At 64.5% G+C, this 17,112-nt stretch carries 14 protein-coding genes; 6 read left to right on the top strand and 8 right to left on the bottom strand.

What is annotated here, in order from left to right:
- The first annotated feature begins 92 nt into the window (after positions 1-92).
- Positions 93-290 carry a hypothetical protein gene (locus H6718_06335; protein MCB9584996.1) on the top strand — a complete coding sequence of 66 codons (198 nt, stop codon included), beginning with the start codon at positions 93-95 and terminating at the stop codon, positions 288-290.
- Between the two features lie 650 nt (positions 291-940).
- Here H6718_06335 and H6718_06340 read toward each other — a convergent pair.
- Positions 941-2,629: a serine/threonine protein kinase gene (locus tag H6718_06340; GenBank protein MCB9584997.1), complete on the bottom strand. Its 1,689-nt coding sequence runs from the start codon at positions 2,627-2,629 to the stop codon at positions 941-943.
- 220 nt (positions 2,630-2,849) lie between these two features.
- On the opposite strand from H6718_06340, the gene H6718_06345 reads away from it, so the two are divergent.
- Positions 2,850-4,247, top strand: a complete 1,398-nt coding sequence (locus tag H6718_06345) for a hypothetical protein (GenBank protein ID MCB9584998.1) — start codon at positions 2,850-2,852, stop codon at positions 4,245-4,247.
- A 3-nt stretch (positions 4,248-4,250) separates the two neighbouring features.
- Here the strand turns inward: H6718_06345 and sthA are convergent, their stop codons facing one another.
- From sthA to H6718_06360, 3 genes are all read right to left on the bottom strand, one after another.
- On the bottom strand, positions 4,251-5,678 hold the full coding sequence (gene sthA, locus H6718_06350; GenBank protein ID MCB9584999.1) for a Si-specific NAD(P)(+) transhydrogenase: 1,428 nt from the start codon (positions 5,676-5,678) through the stop codon (positions 4,251-4,253).
- Between the two features lie 18 nt (positions 5,679-5,696).
- The gene (locus tag H6718_06355) at positions 5,697-6,182 is read right to left on the bottom strand and encodes a hypothetical protein (GenBank protein ID MCB9585000.1); all 486 of its coding nucleotides are present in this window, start codon (positions 6,180-6,182) and stop codon (positions 5,697-5,699) included.
- Between the two features lie 196 nt (positions 6,183-6,378).
- Positions 6,379-7,743, bottom strand: a complete 1,365-nt coding sequence (locus tag H6718_06360; protein MCB9585001.1) for a sigma-54-dependent Fis family transcriptional regulator — start codon at positions 7,741-7,743, stop codon at positions 6,379-6,381.
- 125 nt (positions 7,744-7,868) lie between these two features.
- Between H6718_06360 and H6718_06365 the strand changes: the two genes are divergently transcribed.
- On the top strand, positions 7,869-9,089 hold the full coding sequence (locus H6718_06365) for a DUF1343 domain-containing protein (GenBank protein ID MCB9585002.1): 1,221 nt from the start codon (positions 7,869-7,871) through the stop codon (positions 9,087-9,089).
- Between the two features lie 72 nt (positions 9,090-9,161).
- Here H6718_06365 and H6718_06370 read toward each other — a convergent pair whose 3' ends face one another.
- Positions 9,162-10,580: an aminopeptidase P family protein gene (locus H6718_06370; protein MCB9585003.1), complete on the bottom strand. Its 1,419-nt coding sequence runs from the start codon at positions 10,578-10,580 to the stop codon at positions 9,162-9,164.
- A gap of 362 nt (positions 10,581-10,942) precedes the next feature.
- Here H6718_06370 and H6718_06375 point away from each other — a divergent pair, with 362 nt between their 5' ends.
- The 3 genes from H6718_06375 to H6718_06385 all read left to right on the top strand — a co-directional run bounded on the left by H6718_06375 (position 10,943) and on the right by H6718_06385 (position 13,201).
- Positions 10,943-11,191 carry a hypothetical protein gene (locus H6718_06375; protein ID MCB9585004.1) on the top strand — a complete coding sequence of 83 codons (249 nt, stop codon included), beginning with the start codon at positions 10,943-10,945 and terminating at the stop codon, positions 11,189-11,191.
- Between the two features lie 163 nt (positions 11,192-11,354).
- Positions 11,355-12,353, top strand: coding sequence for a DUF692 domain-containing protein (locus H6718_06380; protein MCB9585005.1), 999 nt, complete (start codon positions 11,355-11,357; stop codon positions 12,351-12,353).
- Positions 12,350-13,201 carry a putative DNA-binding domain-containing protein gene (locus H6718_06385; protein ID MCB9585006.1) on the top strand — a complete coding sequence of 284 codons (852 nt, stop codon included), beginning with the start codon at positions 12,350-12,352 and terminating at the stop codon, positions 13,199-13,201. Before H6718_06380 ends, H6718_06385 begins: the two co-directional genes overlap by 4 nt.
- 61 nt (positions 13,202-13,262) lie before the next feature.
- Here the strand turns inward: H6718_06385 and H6718_06390 are convergent, their stop codons facing one another.
- The 3 genes from H6718_06390 to H6718_06400 all read right to left on the bottom strand — a co-directional run bounded on the left by H6718_06390 (position 13,263) and on the right by H6718_06400 (position 17,104).
- Positions 13,263-14,183 (bottom strand): hypothetical protein, encoded by a 921-nt coding sequence (locus tag H6718_06390; GenBank protein MCB9585007.1) that lies wholly within the window; start codon positions 14,181-14,183, stop codon positions 13,263-13,265.
- Between the two features lie 498 nt (positions 14,184-14,681).
- Positions 14,682-15,677, bottom strand: coding sequence for a hypothetical protein (locus H6718_06395; protein MCB9585008.1), 996 nt, complete (start codon positions 15,675-15,677; stop codon positions 14,682-14,684).
- Between the two features lie 200 nt (positions 15,678-15,877).
- Entirely contained in the window at positions 15,878-17,104 is a 1,227-nt protein-coding gene (locus tag H6718_06400; GenBank protein ID MCB9585009.1) for an endonuclease/exonuclease/phosphatase family protein, read from the bottom strand.
- Positions 17,105-17,112 lie beyond the last annotated feature (8 nt).

A 17,112-nucleotide genomic window follows, 5' to 3' on the forward strand; every position in this document is an offset into this window, starting at 1 on the left:
CATCGCTAAGATGTTGAAATCGCTACGATGAACCGCTGAATCCATGGACCGCCTCGACATCCATCGACACGCTGTGTCAGAACCCCGTCCCGATGTTGGACGATCAGCACGCCACCGCAATCCGCGCCGCCAACCTAGCGTTGAGCAACGGACAGCGCCGTGAGGCCAGCCGCTTCGCCTCCATCGAGCTGCGTTTCAGTGATCCTCGCGCGAGCCGCTGGGAAGTCGCCGCCCTCACCTCCGTGGCGGTAACAGCCACGCTGGTCGTGCTCGCGCTGTGGTTTCTATAGCGTTCACCAACAGAGGGCATCGGCACGCATTCGCCCCCTCAAGGTGAGGGGCGCCTGCGTGCCTGCGTATCCCCTAGATTGTTCACGCTACACCCTATTTTCTGAGGGGTCTCACCCGAGACCCCTCCTCTGTTCCTCGCGCTTACGCGCGGAAACAGAGTCTCCTACGCGCCCGCTCGCCGCTGAATGCAACGGCAGTTGCGCGCCCCAGCGGGGTGAGGGCGCTCAACTGCCTGCGTTTGCACACCCGTGCTCGCTCTTGCCTCTGCTTCTCGAGGGGATGACCCCATCCCCCTCCTCTGTTTTGCTCGCTGGCTCGCAAACAGAGTCTCCTCCCCAAGGGTGGAGCACTGAAGTGCATTGGCGCTCAAAGGATGCACCGATTGGGGTGGGGGCCCCGCTTGCGGGGGAAGCCACCCAACGCCCGAGCCGAAGCAATCACAACGTTTCCTCGCGGTTATTTGCCGTACCCTCCCCTATCAGCTCAGCGCCTGTTCGACGCTGCCGATTGGGGTGGGGGCCCCAGCGAAGCTGGGGGAGGGGGCGTCGGAAACGCCCCCTCAACAAGACAGCAGCGAGGGAACAAACCGCGCGGAAATGAGGTCGAGCGCGCGCCCTCGCCCCCGGGGCGCGGGCTCGACCGGTTCGCGCTAGTTCCCAAGCTTAGGTAGGCGCTTCAGGCGGGGGGTCGTGGATGAGGGTGCTGGGGTTGGCGCCGGGGCGCTGGACGAAGGTGAAGCCGAGGGCTTTACCGAGGGCCGCGGGATGCGCTTGAGCAGGTTCGGGATCTCGAGCTTGGGGGGCGCCGGGGTGCTGCTTGGGGCTGGCGTGGGGGCTGGCGGGGGCTCGGGCTGGCTTGTCGCCGGCGGCGTGAAAGTGGGGATCGGTAGCGGAAGCACCACACCAGGGATCGTCGGTTCTGGGGTTGGAGCCGGAGCGGGGGCCGGGCGACTCGGCGCCCTCGGGACCGGAGCCTGAGAGACTGGTTCCTCAGGGATACTCTGATTGAGCTCGGGTTCCAGCGCCGGAGGCTCGGCTTCGATGGGCGCCACCTCAGTCAGCTGGGCAGCGGGAGCCAGCTCCTGGGTTGCGACCGTGGTCTCGCCGCTCGTGTCGATCAAGCCTTGATCCATCGCGACCGCGAGCGTGGCGCCGCCCAGTGCAAGTGCAAGCGTCGCGAGGATGGCCGGCAGCTTGGAGCGCTTGCGTGGCCGCTCCTGCGGCATCGGCGTGAACACCAGGGGCGGCATCGCCATCGGTGAAGCTGCCATCGGTACACCCATGCTGGCCTGAGTCGGCAGGCCGGTGTGACCAGGGGTTGCGCGCATGGCCTCTGTGCCGGTGCGCTTCCCGCGGGACGATGGCACCTCCAGGGTGTCTAGCGTGCCGGCGATCGCTGCATCGAATTGCTCAGCAAACTCGATGGCAGTGTCGGGCCGCTTGTGAGGATCTTTAGCGAGGCCCTTGAAGATCACCGTCTCGATCGCGGGGTCCACCGTGAGGCCGCGAGTGACCAACGGCACGGGCTCGGAGCTCATGTGGCGGCTGGCCCACTCCCAGGGAGTGTTGGCATCTCCGTACGGCATCTCGCCGGTCAAGAGCTCGTACGTGATCACCGCGAGCGCATAGATGTCGCTGTGCTGGTCGACCGTGGACTCGGTGAACTGCTCGGGGCTCATGTACGCCGGGGTACCGAGCACACTGCCGTCGTTGGTTAGCTTGACGTCCTGGGTGGTCCCATCCGGACGGCAACGCCTCGCGATGCCAAAGTCGAGCAGCTTCACCACTTCGCGCTCACCGCGGCGCACCACGTAGATGTTGTCGGGCTTGAGGTCGCGGTGGATGACGCCTTGACCGTGTGCCTCACTGAGAGCGCTGGCGATCTGTCGCACGATGTGCGCGGCGCGCGCTGGCGCTAACGGCCCGTCCTCGAGCAACTCGCTGAGTGACTTGCCGTCGACATACTCCATCACGATGAACAGCACGCCATCGCTGGTCTCGCCGAAGTCGTAGACACGCACGGTGTTGGGATGGGCCAAACCGGCAAGCGTCTCGCACTCGCGATAGAACCGCGCAACGAGCACCGAGTCGTGGACATCACGCAGCGTCTTGATCGCAACCCGGCGCGAGCTGCCACCGATGGCTTGCTCGCCCTCGTACACGACGCCCATCCCGCCTTCGCCGAGTACTCTCAGCACGCGGTATCGGTCGTTGAGGACGCGACCAATCAGCGGGTCAGCGCCTGGGGCGACCTGCACCACCGCGCCGCACTGGTGACAGAAGCGCCCGGATCCCAGCTTCGCGCCGCACACTCGACAGTTCTGCGTTTCCATGCTCACGGGCTCCTCATGCCTCCCTAGCTTCCCTTGTGAAACCGGTTTGCACCTCTCACTTCGTTCTTTGGAGCTGGGTGTGGCCGCTCGCAACTGAAGTCTGTGCAGGGGTCACGTAGCTAAGTTGCGAGAATCATGCCACTTCTCACGAACTCAAGACCGCCACGTTGGTCCCCAGCCACTGAACATTCAAGGAGCTGCGGCCGCAGCCGTTCTCCCACGAGTCATGCTCGGATCTCGCACGCTCCATGGTCGCGCTCGTTGGCTGCTTACCCTCGCCCTGACTGGGGTTGGCGCTTTCGCCCAAGGCAGCAACACCGCGGAGGCAAAGAACGTCCCTCCGAAACCAACTTGGACCGCGACCATCGGCAGCCCGACTCACAGCGCCGGGTTCTGGGAAGCAGCGTCGACAGCTCGCTTCGAGGCGTTCAATGGCGCCCGCATCACGCTACATCCGTTCGCCGGTCAGCCAGCTCGCGTGCGACTGATGAACGAACGTCAGCGCATGATGATCGACGGCAAGATGCGTGTTCTCGCGATGCTCTACGTCGACCAAGGCCGAGTCGAAGTGAACACCGTCGCGACCGATGCTCATGTGCTGTTGTTCAGCAGCCACCGCGGAATCGCTGTCAGCTATGGCGGGCGCATGGAAGCGCTCGTCGAAGGTGAGTATGCGTCATTCGCCAATCGCTCGGGCAACGTGCTGACCAGCACCGGGCGTCGCTACTCTCCTCTCGCCACGAACCGCATCAAGAGCTTCAACAGCGCGATCCCGGAAGGTTCCGAGAGCTCCCTGCTCGCACCACCAAAGACCGTCAGCGCAGAGCGACAACTCTACGCTGTGACCAGCGCTCCCGTTCAGCTGGCCGGACTCAGCTGGAGCCCCGCGGAAAAGGCCAAGGGCTTCGAAGTCCGTTTGACGGGCAGCGACGTGAGGTACACCGTCGAAACCGCCCAGCCGACGCTGGCGTCAGTCCCCGTTCCACTGCGTCCCGGTACCTACGAGACCGTGGTCGCTGCGATCGACGGCTTTGGGCATCGCGGGATCGCCTCGACACCGCTGCCCATACGAGTGGTCGGTGTGGATTTACCTCCAGGCGCCTACGTGGACACGAAAGGCGTGATCCGTTTGGGGGAGAGCCAGGCCATGCACTTCACCGCGGCCCACGGCTTGCGGCTCACCCAGGGCGCAAGGCGCCCTTACACCGACGCGGGAGCCCCGATCGGTTTGCTGAACGATCAGCTCACCTATGTGCACCTCAGGTTGCCGGAAACGAACGAGCTCTTGACAACCAAGCTAGCTCCACGCGGAATCAAGGCGGAGGTCAAGCTAAGCCCTCGCCTCGCGACCTGGCCCAGGGATGATGTGAAGGTGCGGGTCGTGCTCAAGAACACCGATGGCGGCGGTGTCCCGAGCTTCATTCAGCCCAAGCTGAGCGCTACCCTGGGTGTAGACCCGCTAGACCTCGCCTGGCAGCGTGAGGGCGAAGCGTATGTCGCGAAGGTTCCGCGCCCCCGCACAGCTGGCCCCTGGGTCGTGCGCGTCCAAGTCGACGATCAGTACGGAATCGAGCTTGGGCGCGACGTGCTCGAGATCGTGCAGAGCAAGTCGAAGTCCAAGTAGCGCTCAGTCGAATCCGGACAGCGCGTCGTAAGCGGCGTACTTGAACGTTTCCGAAAGCGTCGGGAAGTTGAACACGAGCTCGATGAACGTGTCGACGGTGCCTCCGAGCGCGATCGCCGTCTGCCCGATGTGCACCAGCTCGGACGCGCGATCTCCCATGCAGTGACAACCGATCAGCTTGCGTGTCTGCTTGTCGAACACCAGCTTCACGATGCCTTCATGGTCTCCGATGATCTTGCCGCGCGCGTTGTCCCGGTAGAAAGCCCGCCCCACGACGATATCGCGCTTCTCCGCCTCAGCGTCTTCCTCCGTAAGGCCGACCGCCGAGACCTCGGGGATTGTGTAGATGCCGTACGGTAACAGCGTGTCCATGGATCGCTTGTAGGCAAAACCGAAGGCATGACACACGGCGACGCGCGCCTGCTCCATCGACGTCGAAGCGAGAGCCGGGAAGCCGATGCAATCACCCGCCGCCCGAATGCTGGGCACCGCGGTCTGATAGTCGGCGTCGACCTTGATGTAGCCACGCTTGTCGATCTCGATGCCGAGCTCCGTGAGACCCAGGCTCTTGGTGTTGCCCCCGCGACCAGCGGCGAACAGCAGCTGCTCGGAGACGACCTCCGTCCCCGACGCGAGGCGCGTCACGATCCCACGCTCGTCGCGCTTCACTGATTCGTGACCATCGCCAAAGTGAAGCAGCATGCCCTTGCTGCGCATCGCGCTCTCGAGGCGGCGAACCAGCTCATCATCCAGGAAGCCGAGGATCTCCGCGCGAGCCTCGACGAGGGTCACCTTCACGCCAAGCTCCGCGAACAGCGTCGCGTACTCGCAACCGATCACACCCGCACCGATCACCGTCAGCGACGCCGGCACCTGCGCGAGCTCGAGCACGCTGTCCGAGTCCTCGATGTCCGGATCATCGAAGTCGATGCTGGAAGGGCGGTACGGGCTCGAGCCAGTTGCCACCAGGAAATGTTTGGCGCGGAGCAGTAGCTCGCTGCCGTCAGGCCGCGTGACCGCGAGTTCATGTGGTCCGCGAAAGCGACCGTAGCCGTGGATCAGCTCGACGTGATGGCGCTCGAGGTTCCAGCGCATGCGCGCCACCTCTTCAGCTCGTACGGCGTCCTTGCGGCTTGCCAAGCGCGGCGCGGCGGCGCACCGCTCTACGGCGACGGATATCCCGTAGAGCTCTCGATGGCGGTGCCCAGCGAGAAAGAGACTCGCTTCTCGCAACGTCTTCGAAGGCAGTGTCCCCGTGTGGACGCAAGCGCCTCCGGGGTCCACTGCGCGCTCCACCAACGCCACGCGTTTGCCGAAGTAGGCAGCCTGGACGGCGCCCTTCTCTCCGGCGGGTCCACCACCGACGACCACCAGATCGTACTCCGCGTCGTGCGGTGCACGGGGAGTCGCTGGGTCGTCGGTGTCCGTCACGCGGGTTTCCTTCGGGGCCTACTCGCCTTCGCCGCCTTCGTCCTTGGCGTCCAGGTCGATGTCCCAGTCGACGATGTGGTCGTCACCGCTGAAGGGCGGAACGACGACGTTGGCCATCGCGTTCAGGATGCATTTGCCAAGGGGCGTGTCCTTGAACGGGCTGTTGATGTCTGACGCCTTCACGTTTCCGTCGGGAGAGAACGTCAGGGTGACCTTCGCCGTGCCCTGGGGGCCCTCGGAGGTCACGACACCAACGCAGCTCTTGGCAGAGCGTGCCGCGCGGATCAGCTCCAGCTCCGACTGGTGCTTGTCCCACTTGGCGCGCTTGTCCATATCGGTCTCTTCAGTAGGACCACCTGTGTCGGTCTGATTCGCAGCGTTCTTTTCGTCCTCCTCGAGCTGCTCGTCGAGGATCTCCTCCGGAGACTTCACGCCTTGAGCGCCGTAACTGGGGCCGCAGCCAACCGCGAGGGCCGCGAGCAACAACAGAGCAGACTTTCGCATGGCGGGAACATACCAGGCGCGTCGGGGCTGCAACAATGCTCTGACTAGCACCTGGCGTCGTGTGGCAGACCAAGGCAGCCACGAAGCGCCTCCCCCCCAAAACCCCCGGCAAAGGCTGCGCGGGCTGGCGGGTCCAAGGCCGCGCCGCTTCCGTCCAATTGCCGCAGCGCTCCGAAACGCAGCTGCCACACCGCGTTCAGAGGTCGGTGATCTGGTAGTCCTTGATCTTGTAGAGCAGCGCGCGGTGGCTGATCTCCAGGATTTCCGCAGCGCGAGTGCGGTTGCCCTTGGTCTTCTGGAGCGCTCGTCGAATCAGGATCTCTTCGATGATGCGTGTGGTCTTCTTCACGCTGAGCTCGCCGCTCTGCAACTGCAGCTGGATGGGGTCGCGTGCCTCACGCACGCGCTCAGGCAGGTCGGTGGCCACGATTTGCTGCCCCTCGGAGAGCACCATGGCGCGCTCGATGGTGTTCTCGAGCTCGCGGACGTTTCCGGGCCAGCCGTATTCGTAGAGCAGCCGCCGTGCCTCGGTGTCGAGGCCGCGGATGGCGGTGCCGAGGCGCGCGTTGTTGCGGCTCACGAAGTGCTCGATGAGCAGCTGGATGTCTTCGCGGCGTTCGCGCAGCGGCGGCACGTGGATCGGCAAGACATTCAGTCGATAGAACAGGTCTTCGCGGAAGCGACCGGCCTGGGTCTCCTTCATCAAATCGCGATGAGTCGCCGCCACGATGCGCACGTCGATCTGCGTATCCTTGCTGTCGCCGACGCGGCGAATGGTCTCCTCCTCGAGCACGCGCAGGAGCTTCACCTGCAGGCCGAGAGGCAACTCGCCGATTTCATCCAAGAAGAGCGTGCCCTGATCGGCTTCCTCGAAGAGGCCACGGCGGTCACTCGAGGCGTCGGTGAACGCGCCCTTCTTGTGGCCGAACAGCTCACTCTCCAGGAGGTTTTCCGGGATGGCGCCGCAGTTCACGGCGACGAAGGGCTTGCCTGCCCGACTACTGCGCCGATGCAGCGCCCGCGCTACGAGCTCCTTACCGACACCGCTCTCACCGGTGATCAACACCGTCGTCTTGTAGTCAGCGATCTTCGTGATGGTGCGGAAGATGCGCTCCATCTCGGCACTCTTCGCCAAGATGTCCTCGAACCGATGCTCCTTGCGCATCTCCTCACGCAACGCGCGATTCTCGCGCCTCAGCAGTTCACGCTCTTCAGCCTTCTTGAGGGTGAGCACGACCTCTTCCGGCTTGAACGGCTTCTGGATGTAGTCGTAGGCGCCTTGCTGCATCGCCTCGAGGGCAAGGTCCATGTTGCCGTAGGCGCTCATCACGATCACCGTCGCCTCGTGACCTTTGGCCTTGAGCGTGCTCAGCAGATCCAGACCATCGAGCTTCGGCATGCGCACGTCGGTGATCACGACGTCGGGCCCAAAGGAGTCGACCAGCGTCAGCGCCTCTTCGCCGTCTCCCGCGGTCTCCACCTCATAGCCATTGCGCTTGAGCAGCGTGCGCAGCACGAGCCGCAGGTTCTCTTCATCGTCGACTACGAGTACTCGGCGCACTATGCAAAAAATGCTAACTGCGCCGAAACTGGCATGCAAGAAGTTCCAGGTGGGCCCTGCAACCGGCGCCTAAGTGCCCCGACTTCATGGTCTATTGGCTGGCTGGATCTGCTAGGAAAGGCGCCATGCTCGTCGGACTCGACCAGATCGCAACGGGGCAATTCTCGGCCACCCGCCGCCGCCTCCGCAGCTCGCGCGTGGCGGTGCTCACTCACTCCGCAGCGACGGATCGCCGTGGCTACACGACGCTCGAGGCGCTCGAGGAGCTCGGCGTGCACCCGCGCGTCCTCTTCACGCCTGAGCACGGCCTCGACGGAGCAGCCCAAGCGCAAGAGCCAGTGCCGAGCCCTGACGGGAATGACAGCGAGTGGTCGCTGCGTTCGATCAGCCTGTACGGCGACACCAAGGAGTCACTGTCTCCGAGTGCGGATCAGCTGAGCGGCATCGATGTGCTGCTCGTCGATCTGTGCGACGTGGGCAGCCGCTACTACACGTACGTCTGGACCGCGTTGCTCGCGGCTCGCGCAGCGCGGGCCGCCGGCGTGCACACCTTGGTGCTCGACCGCCCGAATCCGATCAGCGGTGATCCGAGCTTGCTCGAAGGCGCACCCCAAGCAGAAGGCTTTCTGTCCTTCGTGGGTCTCGAGCCGATCCCGATCCGTCACTCGTTGACCCTCGGGGAAATCGTCGTGCGCTATTTGCAGCAAGACGGCGCAGAGCTGGGGCCTGAAGGCGCAGTGAGCGTGGTCCCAGTGCGCGGCTGGGAACGTCACAAGACTGCGCGCGCTTGGGGGCGCCCGTTCATTCCGCCGTCCCCCAACATGCCCAGCATCGAGACCGCGCTGGTGTATCCGGGCGGATGCTTGCTCGAAGGCACGAACCTCTCGGAGGGGCGCGGCACCACCCTGCCCTTCCTCACCATCGGCGCACCGTTCCTCGACGCAGAGAAGTTCGCACACGCCATCCGCGACGCCGTGCTCCCGGGTGTGATTGCGCGTCCCGTTGGCTTCAAGCCCAGCTTCGACAAGTTCGCGGGTCAGCTGTGTGGCGGCGTGATGCTCCACGTGACTGACGAGCGGACTTTCCGCCCGGTAACGACGTATTTGACGCTGATCAACGCAGCGAAGACCCTCGCGCCCGACGACTTCCAGTTCACCACCGACCCCTACGAGTTCGAGACGGAGATCCCCGCTTTCGATCTCCTGACGGGCTCCAGCGCCGCGCGCGAGGCGATCTTGGAGGGCTCCAGCTCCACCCGCGTGGCCGAGCTTGTCGCTCCCGTGCCCGAGGAATGGCAACGGGCCGTCTGGCAAGCGGAGACCGACCTCGCCCGCGCCTTGGCCTGACGCAGTATCTCCGGAAGTATTTTTGGGGGAGAGGCGCGCCGCAAGGTCAGCGCGCCCGACTGCACCCCACGCTCAGCCTTGCATCGCCGCTTCGACGTCGCCCACCGACTTCGGAATGCCACGCGTCAGCACATCGCGCCCGGTCTCCGTCACCAGCACGTCGTCCTCGATGCGGATCCCGCGCACGTCGTCGTACTTCGCGAGCTCATCCCAGTTCACGAGATCCGCGAGCTTGCCCGCTGCGTCGCGCTCGGTGAGTCCGGGGATCTGATAGAAGCCAGGTTCGATGGTGACCGCCATGCCTGGCTCGAGATCGCGATCGAGGCGCAAGTAGCGATCTCCAGCACCCGGTAGGCGAGAGCGCCCGGGCGCGTACCCCGCGCGGTCCCCCAGATCTTCCATGTCGTGGACATCCAGCCCAAGCAGGTGCCCAACTCCGTGGGGAAAGAAGAGCCCCGCGAGGCCAGCTTCGTAGCACTCTTGAGGGTCACCCTTCACGATGCCGAGCGCGCCGAGACCAGCGAGCAACGTCCGCCCGGCGTGGCGATGAATTTCCAAGTAGCGCACCCCCGGGGCGACACGCTCGATGGCAGAAACCTCCGTCGCCAGCACCACTTCGTAGATCGCCTTTTGAGTGGCGCTGAAGCGCCCGCTCACGGGCCAGGTACGCGTGACGTCGCCTGCCCACCCCTCAGCAGTCTCTGCGCCGACGTCCGCGAGGAGTAGATCCCGCGCTCCGAGCAAGTGGTGATGTTGCTCGTTGTGCAGCACTTCCCCATGCACGGTGACGATCGAGTTGTAGCTGGTGGTCATGCCCGCGGCGATGATCGGCTGCTCCATTGCCGCGCGGATCACTGCTTCACGGAGCCCAGGGCGGGTGGCCGCCATGCCAGCGCGGTGCGCGCGCTCCGTCACCACCGCGGCCTGACGTAGCTGGAAAACGGCGGCTTCATCATGACGCAGCCGGAGCTCGATCAACGCGTCCCCAAGCGGAGCCGCGTCTGCTTCCAGCTTATCTCCGCCACCCCCGACGATCTCGCGGTCCAGCTTCTCGAGCAGCCACATGGCTGTGTCGACGTCTTGCGGGGGAATGAGCACGACGTCAGACGACGCTTTCAGCTCGTCAAGCGGGCGCACCGGCAAACCCAGCTCGCCGGAGAGCTCCTCGAGGCTCGGCACGGGACCAGTCCAGAGCGCATCCGACGCATCCGCGGGCTTGGCAAAGAGCGTCCACTCTCCACGTGACAACACCAAGACAGCGCCCTCGAGGTGCCGTCCGACGAGGTAGAGGAAGTGGCTCTCAGCACGAAAACGGTAACGATTGTGGGGAAAGTTCCGCGGTCGAGAGTAGCCAGCAACGAGCCACACCGGCGCTTGCCAAGAGCTAGGCAGCAGCGCCAGCAGGCGCGCTCTGCGGGCCGAGAATGCGGCCGCAGGAGAAGGCTCTGTCCAAGACAAAGTCGCTGACAGACCAGCGCTGGGGTGATTCATGCCTGGCATCCTAGCGCGATCTAGCCCGCATGGAGTGCTGCCGTGGAGCGCTTACTCGCCCCACTTCAGAGCGTTTGCAGATCCAATCGCGCCGCTCGCTCGTAAGCGCCAAAGCCACCGAATGGGCGGTGGTATGCCTCGGAACGCGTCAGCCAGGCAACGCTCCGGCAGCCGCGCGAAGCAACCCATCAGAACCATTCTGCATGCGATTTGTTGAACGCTTTTCGGGGATCTGAAACCATGACTCGCCCTAACCGTAGGGGGGGAGGCCGAAGCACCGACAGGTCGGCTGCTTTGGGGGAGGCGGGCACGGCGTTCGTCGAACGTCGAGTCCGTCATCAATCAACAGGAGTGAGATTGAAATGAAGCTTGGAACCGCTATCGCGACCGCAGCCTCCGCAGGGCTGCTCTTGGGAACCATCGTGGCTTGTGGTGGCAACGCGCCCGACGCCGCTGCTCCAGACCCCGCCGCCGCCGCTGGCGAAAAGGCATGCTGCAAGGGCATGAACGAGTGCAGCGGCAAGGGCAGCTGCAAGACGGACGCAAACGAGTGCGCCGGCAAGAACGAGTGCAAGGGCAAGGGCGGCTGCAACGCGCACTGCCCCAAGTGAGCGACTACGCTGCCAACACCCTCGGGTGACGGCAGACAAAAGCGAGGGGCGATCCAAACGGATCGCCCCTCGTTTGCGTAGGGCACCTAGTCGCTAGCAGCGCCCTGTTCCCGGCGGGGATTCTTGCTAGCACGAGCGTGAATGCAGCGGAGAACCGAAAGCCATGTCTGAAACCATCGCACCTCGCCTAGGCGTCCCCGACCACGGAGTCGGCATCGGTCTGCGCGTGCCGCACTATCGCACCATCTTGGAGACTCGTCCGAGCGTGGACTTCTTCGAGGTGATCTCGGAGAACTTCATGGTCCCAGGGGGCAAGCCCCGCTACCACCTGGAGGCGGTGCTCGAGTCCTACAAGATAATTCAGCACGGCGTTTCCCTAGGGATAGGCTCACCTGACCCGCTCGATATGGACTACTTGAAGCGCCTGAAGGAGCTGGTGCGCGTCGTGAAGCCGGCGTGGTTGAGCGACCACTTCTGCTGGGGCGCTGCGGACGGCGTGAACATCCACGACCTCTTGCCACTGCCCTACACCAGGGCGGCGGTCGCTCGCGTCGTCGAGCGCGCGAAGATGGTGCAAGACTTCCTCGAGGTGCGCTTCGCGCTCGAAAACACCTCGAGCTACCTGAGCTACACCTCGAGCCAGATGTCGGAGTGGGACTTCGTGAGCGAAGTGGTGGAGCGAGCAGACATTGGCCTGATGTTCGACGTGAACAATGTCTTCGTGTCCGCCTACAATCACGGCTTCGACCCGTACGACTTCATTCACCACGTGCCTCACGAGCGCATCGTTCAGATCCACCTTGCTGGGCACACGAACCTCGGTACGCACATCATCGACACCCACTCTGGCCACGTGATCGACGCCGTTTGGGATTTGTACCGCGAGACCATCGAGCTGACTGGAGCCGTATCCACGCTGATTGAGTGGGACGACGAAATCCCGGAGCTCTCCGTCGTGCTCCAGGAGGCCGAGCGCGCCCGCGAGGTACGGCAGGCGGCGCTCGACGCTCGCGCTTTGCGTGAGAGCAAAGGCGAGCCCACGTCACCGAGCTACGTGCCTCACCCCCCGCCCCGTCCGATCCGTGTCGAGGAGGCTCAGCACGGCTGGAGTGTTGGCGGGCCGAGAGAGCATGCGAGCCAAGAGGCCGGGAGCGTCGCGTGAGCCTCGAACTGGACCCCGCGGAAACGCAAGAGCTGGACGAACTGCAGCGCTGGATGGCCGTCAAGCTGAGGGAGCTGCGCGGCTTGCCAAAGAGCCCCGAGACCTCAGCGCTATCTCGCGAGCGCTTCACTGGAAACGACCGGCTGAAACCCGTTGAGCAGCTGGAGATCTATCGTCAGCAGTTTTGGCTCCGCCACACGAGCGCGCTGCTCGAAGACTTTCCAGGGTTGAGCGGCGTGCTCGGGCAGGCCGACTGGGAGCGCTTGATCGAGAGCTACTTGCTCGAGCAGCCGCCGACCAGCTTCACGCTCCGCGACCTCGGCGCGCTGTTACCTGCCCATGTCGCGAACTCCGAGTGGCTCGCTTCCCGAGAGCTGTGTGAAGACATGGCGAAGCTCGAGTGGGCCTACGTTGAGCTTTTCGACGCGGCTCTGTTGCCGCCAGTGTCCGCGGAGAAGATCGCCAGCGTGCCAGAGGATGCGTGGAATACAGCGCGGCTAGTCTTGCAGCCGAGCCTGCAGTTCGTTTCCTCGAGGTACCCAGTAGCCGAGCTACGGCTCACGCTGCGCAAGTCTCAGGGCGAACACCACAGCGGAGCAATCGCGCTACCGGAGGCCAAGGCTGAGCGGCTGGTGTTGTATCGCCGCGGAAACGAGATGTACCGTGAGCCGCTGAGCCACGCGAGCTTCGCTCTGCTCCTCGAGCTGCAGGGCGGCGCGCCATTGCTGGCCGCCTGTGAGGCCGTGGGCAGCGAACTGCCTGAGGCAGCGAGCGAGGTCGAGTCGCAGATCGGTCCATGGTTTCAGCGTTGGGCGTCCCTCGGCTGGGTCGTCGACGTGGAGGTCTGATCTACCAACGCGAAAACCCGCCAAACGGCGGGCTTTGTTGCGCTCCTTCCTGAAGCGTTGCTCAGGGACAAGCCGTAGCGTAGTCCGAGCAGCAGTCGCCGTTCGCAACGCACGCGGAGTCGCAATAGCAGTTCTCGTTGGGGAATGAAGCGCCATCGCCACAGAAACCGACACAGCTGTCGTCGGGGGGCGTCGCGATCGCGGTGGTCATCGTCGGCGAGGCGATGGTGTAGCAGTCTCCTCCCGGAAGCACGACCGAGTGGTTGTTGGCGTTGAACGCGATCTCGCTCAGGGTGACATTGTCCATCGTGAGCTCAACCGTGCCGGTACTCGGCAGAGTGCCTACGGTGAGTGTGCCAGACGTCTGAAAGAAGACCTTCTGGCTACCGCTGCTGCCCACGTCTTGGAGCATTCGCAGACACTGATAGCAGTACGCGTAGTCGTCGTTGACTCCAGGCTCGGCCAAATTGAAGGTCCCAACACCGTCCCAGTAGAACTCGAAGAACAGGATATCCTGGAGTCCGCCGCCGATGTTGGGAGCAGCCGTGTAGTACACCCACGCGCTCGGATCGTTGGTCAGGTAGACAGGTGTCACCGAGATCTCGGTGCAGTTGCCGCTCATGCCGCCCGTGCCGCCAGTGCCGCCGGTGCCACCAGTGCCTCCGGCTCCACCCGTCGTGCCGCCACTGCCGCCGGTTCCAGCTCCGCCAGTGGTCCCACCGGCTCCACCAGTTGTTCCGGCGCTGCCGCCAGTCGTGCCTGCGCTGCCGCCAGTCGTGCCTGCGCTGCCGCCAGTCGTGCCTGCGCTGCCGCCAGTCGTGCCTGCGCTGCCGCCAGTCGTGCCTGCGCTGCCGCCAGTCGTGCCTGCGCTGCCGCCAGTCGTGCCTGCGCTGCCGCCACCCGTTGTGTGCGCCTGTTGTGCTGCCAGCTCCAGTCGTGCCTGCGCTGCCGCCGGTCGCGCCACTAACGCCGCCGGTTCCACCAGTCATCCCCCCGACGCCACCCGAGGTCGCACCAGTACCGCCGTTGGCGATGAGTGTGCCTCCCGATCCACCGTTCTGGATTCCCGCGGAACCGGCGTTCCCCGCGGAACCACCCGAGCCGGCGCTTCCTGAAGTACCGCCGGAGCCGCCGGAGCCGCCGCTCTTGCCATCACTCGAGCAGCCCTGGAGCGCAATCAGACCACCAAAGAAAACCGGGACTAGGTTCAAGCGTTTCATGGAAAGACTCCCAACTGGCCGCGCAACACGCAAAAGCGGCTCACAGCACGAAATCCCGGACACCAAGCAGCCCGAGCACGGTGCGAGCTTCTGTCACACTCGCGGCATCCCTGCCAGCCCTTTGGGCTGGAACGCATGCTCAACACGTCGACGCATGCTCGCGTTGTACGAAGCGCGCCATTGCGTGCGCGTCCATGCGGTCCTTGAACGCGAAAACCCGCCAAACGGCGGGTTTTCTGAACTGTGCGCGTCCTCCGAGACTATGGGCAAACTGCGGTGTAGTCCGAACAGCAATCGCCAGCACTCAGGCACGCGTAGTCGCAATAGCAGTTCCCCGCTGGGAACGAGCCGTTGCTATACTCACAGAACCCCACGCAGCTGTCTTCTGGTGCGAACAGGCTCGCCGTGGCGGTGGTGGGCGTGCTGATCGTGTAGCAGCCTCCGCCCGGCACCAACGTGGAGTGGTAATTGTTGGCTGAGTCGATGGTCACCTCACTCAGGGTCACGTTGTTCAGCGTGATCTGAGGCGTGCCGCTGCTCGGCGAGCCGGAGACCGTGATGCTGCCTGCCGTCTGATAGAACACGGGTTCCACCGTGGACACGTTCGCATCTTGGAAGAGCACGATACATTGGGTGCACGTCTCGTAGTTGTCGTTGTCGCCAGCGCTTGTCAGGTTGAAGGTGCCCGACGAGTTGGCGTAGAACTCGAAGAACAGCACGTCTTGCAGCGTTGAGTCGCCGATGTTTGGAGCGTTGCTGAAGTAGATGTACGGCCCCGATTCGTCGATCACGTAGATCGGCGTAGCCGGAAGCTGTGTGCAACCGGACCCGCTTCCGCCCGCCCCAGTTCCGCCCGCGCCGCTCCCGGCGTTGCCGGCCCCGCCGCTGCCGCTCCCAGCGTTGCCTACGCCGCCGCTGCCACTCCCAGCATTGCCCGCGCCACCAGCACCACTGCCAGCGTTCCCGGCCCCCCCTGCACTGCTACCCGCGTTGCCAGCGCCGCCCGTTCCAGCGCCGGCCGCTCCGCTGCCGCCCACGCCTCCGCCACCAGTATTCCCAACGTTGCCGCTGCCACCGCTGGCTTGGGTGCCACCGCTCGAGTCGCTGCCGCCATTCCCCGCGGTACCACCATTCGCAGTGCTCCCGCTTCCGGCGTTGCCGCCGTTACCCACGCTGAGATTGCTGTCTTCGCTCTGAGCGCAGGCTCCGAGTGCAGCCAAAAAACCTACCAACCACGGCAATAAGCTCGAGCGCATGTACCACTTCCGGGGAGAGGGGGCCGCGCTCAGGTGCACAGCCACGGGTTTTCGCGTGTGGCTGCGAGCGGCCTACCAAGCAAACGCCGAGCCGCACCAACCGCGAAACGGAGCTTCTGTCATGCGCGCTCTACCTTGGCCAGCGAGTTTTCGCGTCGCCCAGGAGCAAGCTCCAAAAAACTACGCGGAACTCGCTAAAGCTAAAGCAGAAACTTCGCGCGCACCGCATAGTGATCCGAGAGCGCCGGCTCGACGAATAGGCGCTCGGCGCCGACCGCGCGCGGCTCGATGCCCCGAAACAGCACATGATCGATGCGCAATCCTCCACCATCCGGGTGTGGCTGGAGCGGATTCCCATAGCAAAACGTGCACTGGTCCGCAGCACGCGAATCCGCTCGCCGGAGCCCCGTCTGTCGAAGCAGCCGCGCGAAGTGCTGAGGTAGCCGCGCTTGGTACTCCGTGGAGCCAGCCCCGCCGTGCGTCCCGGTATTCAAGTCACCGAGCAGTACCAGCGGACTGCTGGCTGACTGCGCATTGATCAGCCCGCTCAAGCGCTCGATTTGCCGCGACTGCTCCGTGATGAACTGCCCAGCCGGCGGGTGCTTCATGCCCCGCAAGAAAGGCGTGAGGTGCGTGCAATAGACGTTCAGTGAGCCCAGTACCGGATGCGCGACTTGCGCGTGGATCACGCCCCGCGGGTGCATGCTCGACTCGAACGAAACATACTCGACATCTGTAACCGGCAACCGACTGACCAACGCGGTCCCGTAGCTTCCGCCGAGCAAGTAGGGCTTGGGGGGGAGGCTGACATCGCTCTCCTCGGCTGCCGGGGCGGCACATCGAGCCAAGCTACCGAGCGGGTCATCCAGATCAGCGCTCAAGCACGCCGCGCAACCGTCGCTCAACCCGTCGAGCTCGGCACGGCAGCTGTGGATCGCGCAGCTGGCCACGCTCGATTCCCCGCGGCAATGAGAGGCGACACAGCTCACGAGTGACGTGAGCTCCGAGTCGCCGCAGCTCAGCCCAGCGACAGACTCCCGGGGTGGGCTCAGCCAGCTGGCGCCACCATTCGTGAGCGCCGCTTGAAGCGACTTCTGGTGCCGCGGGAGCCACACCTCTTGCAGGCACGCCACGTCGAACTCCGCCTGCGTGAGCGTGTCGGCGATCTCGGTCGCGCGTTGATCCACGTTGGGGATCACACCCGGGGCCAGTCCGGTGTTGAACGTCAGCACCGACAGCTGGTGTGAATCCGTTGCGTCAGTGCGTGAACTCGGATTCGCTTTCAGGCGCACCGACGCGCTCTCGCTGGACAACACACGCAGCGAGGGCCCGCACGCAGGCAGCAACGGAAGCGCGAGAAACGCCAAGAGCGTGTCGATGCGCCCCAGGCGGTGCCTCCCGCTGGGTCGTATTGAAGAACCTTGCACGGGTGGGG

This window comes from Polyangiaceae bacterium (assembly GCA_020633205.1).
Lineage (GTDB): Bacteria > Myxococcota_A > Polyangia > Polyangiales > Polyangiaceae > JAHBVY01.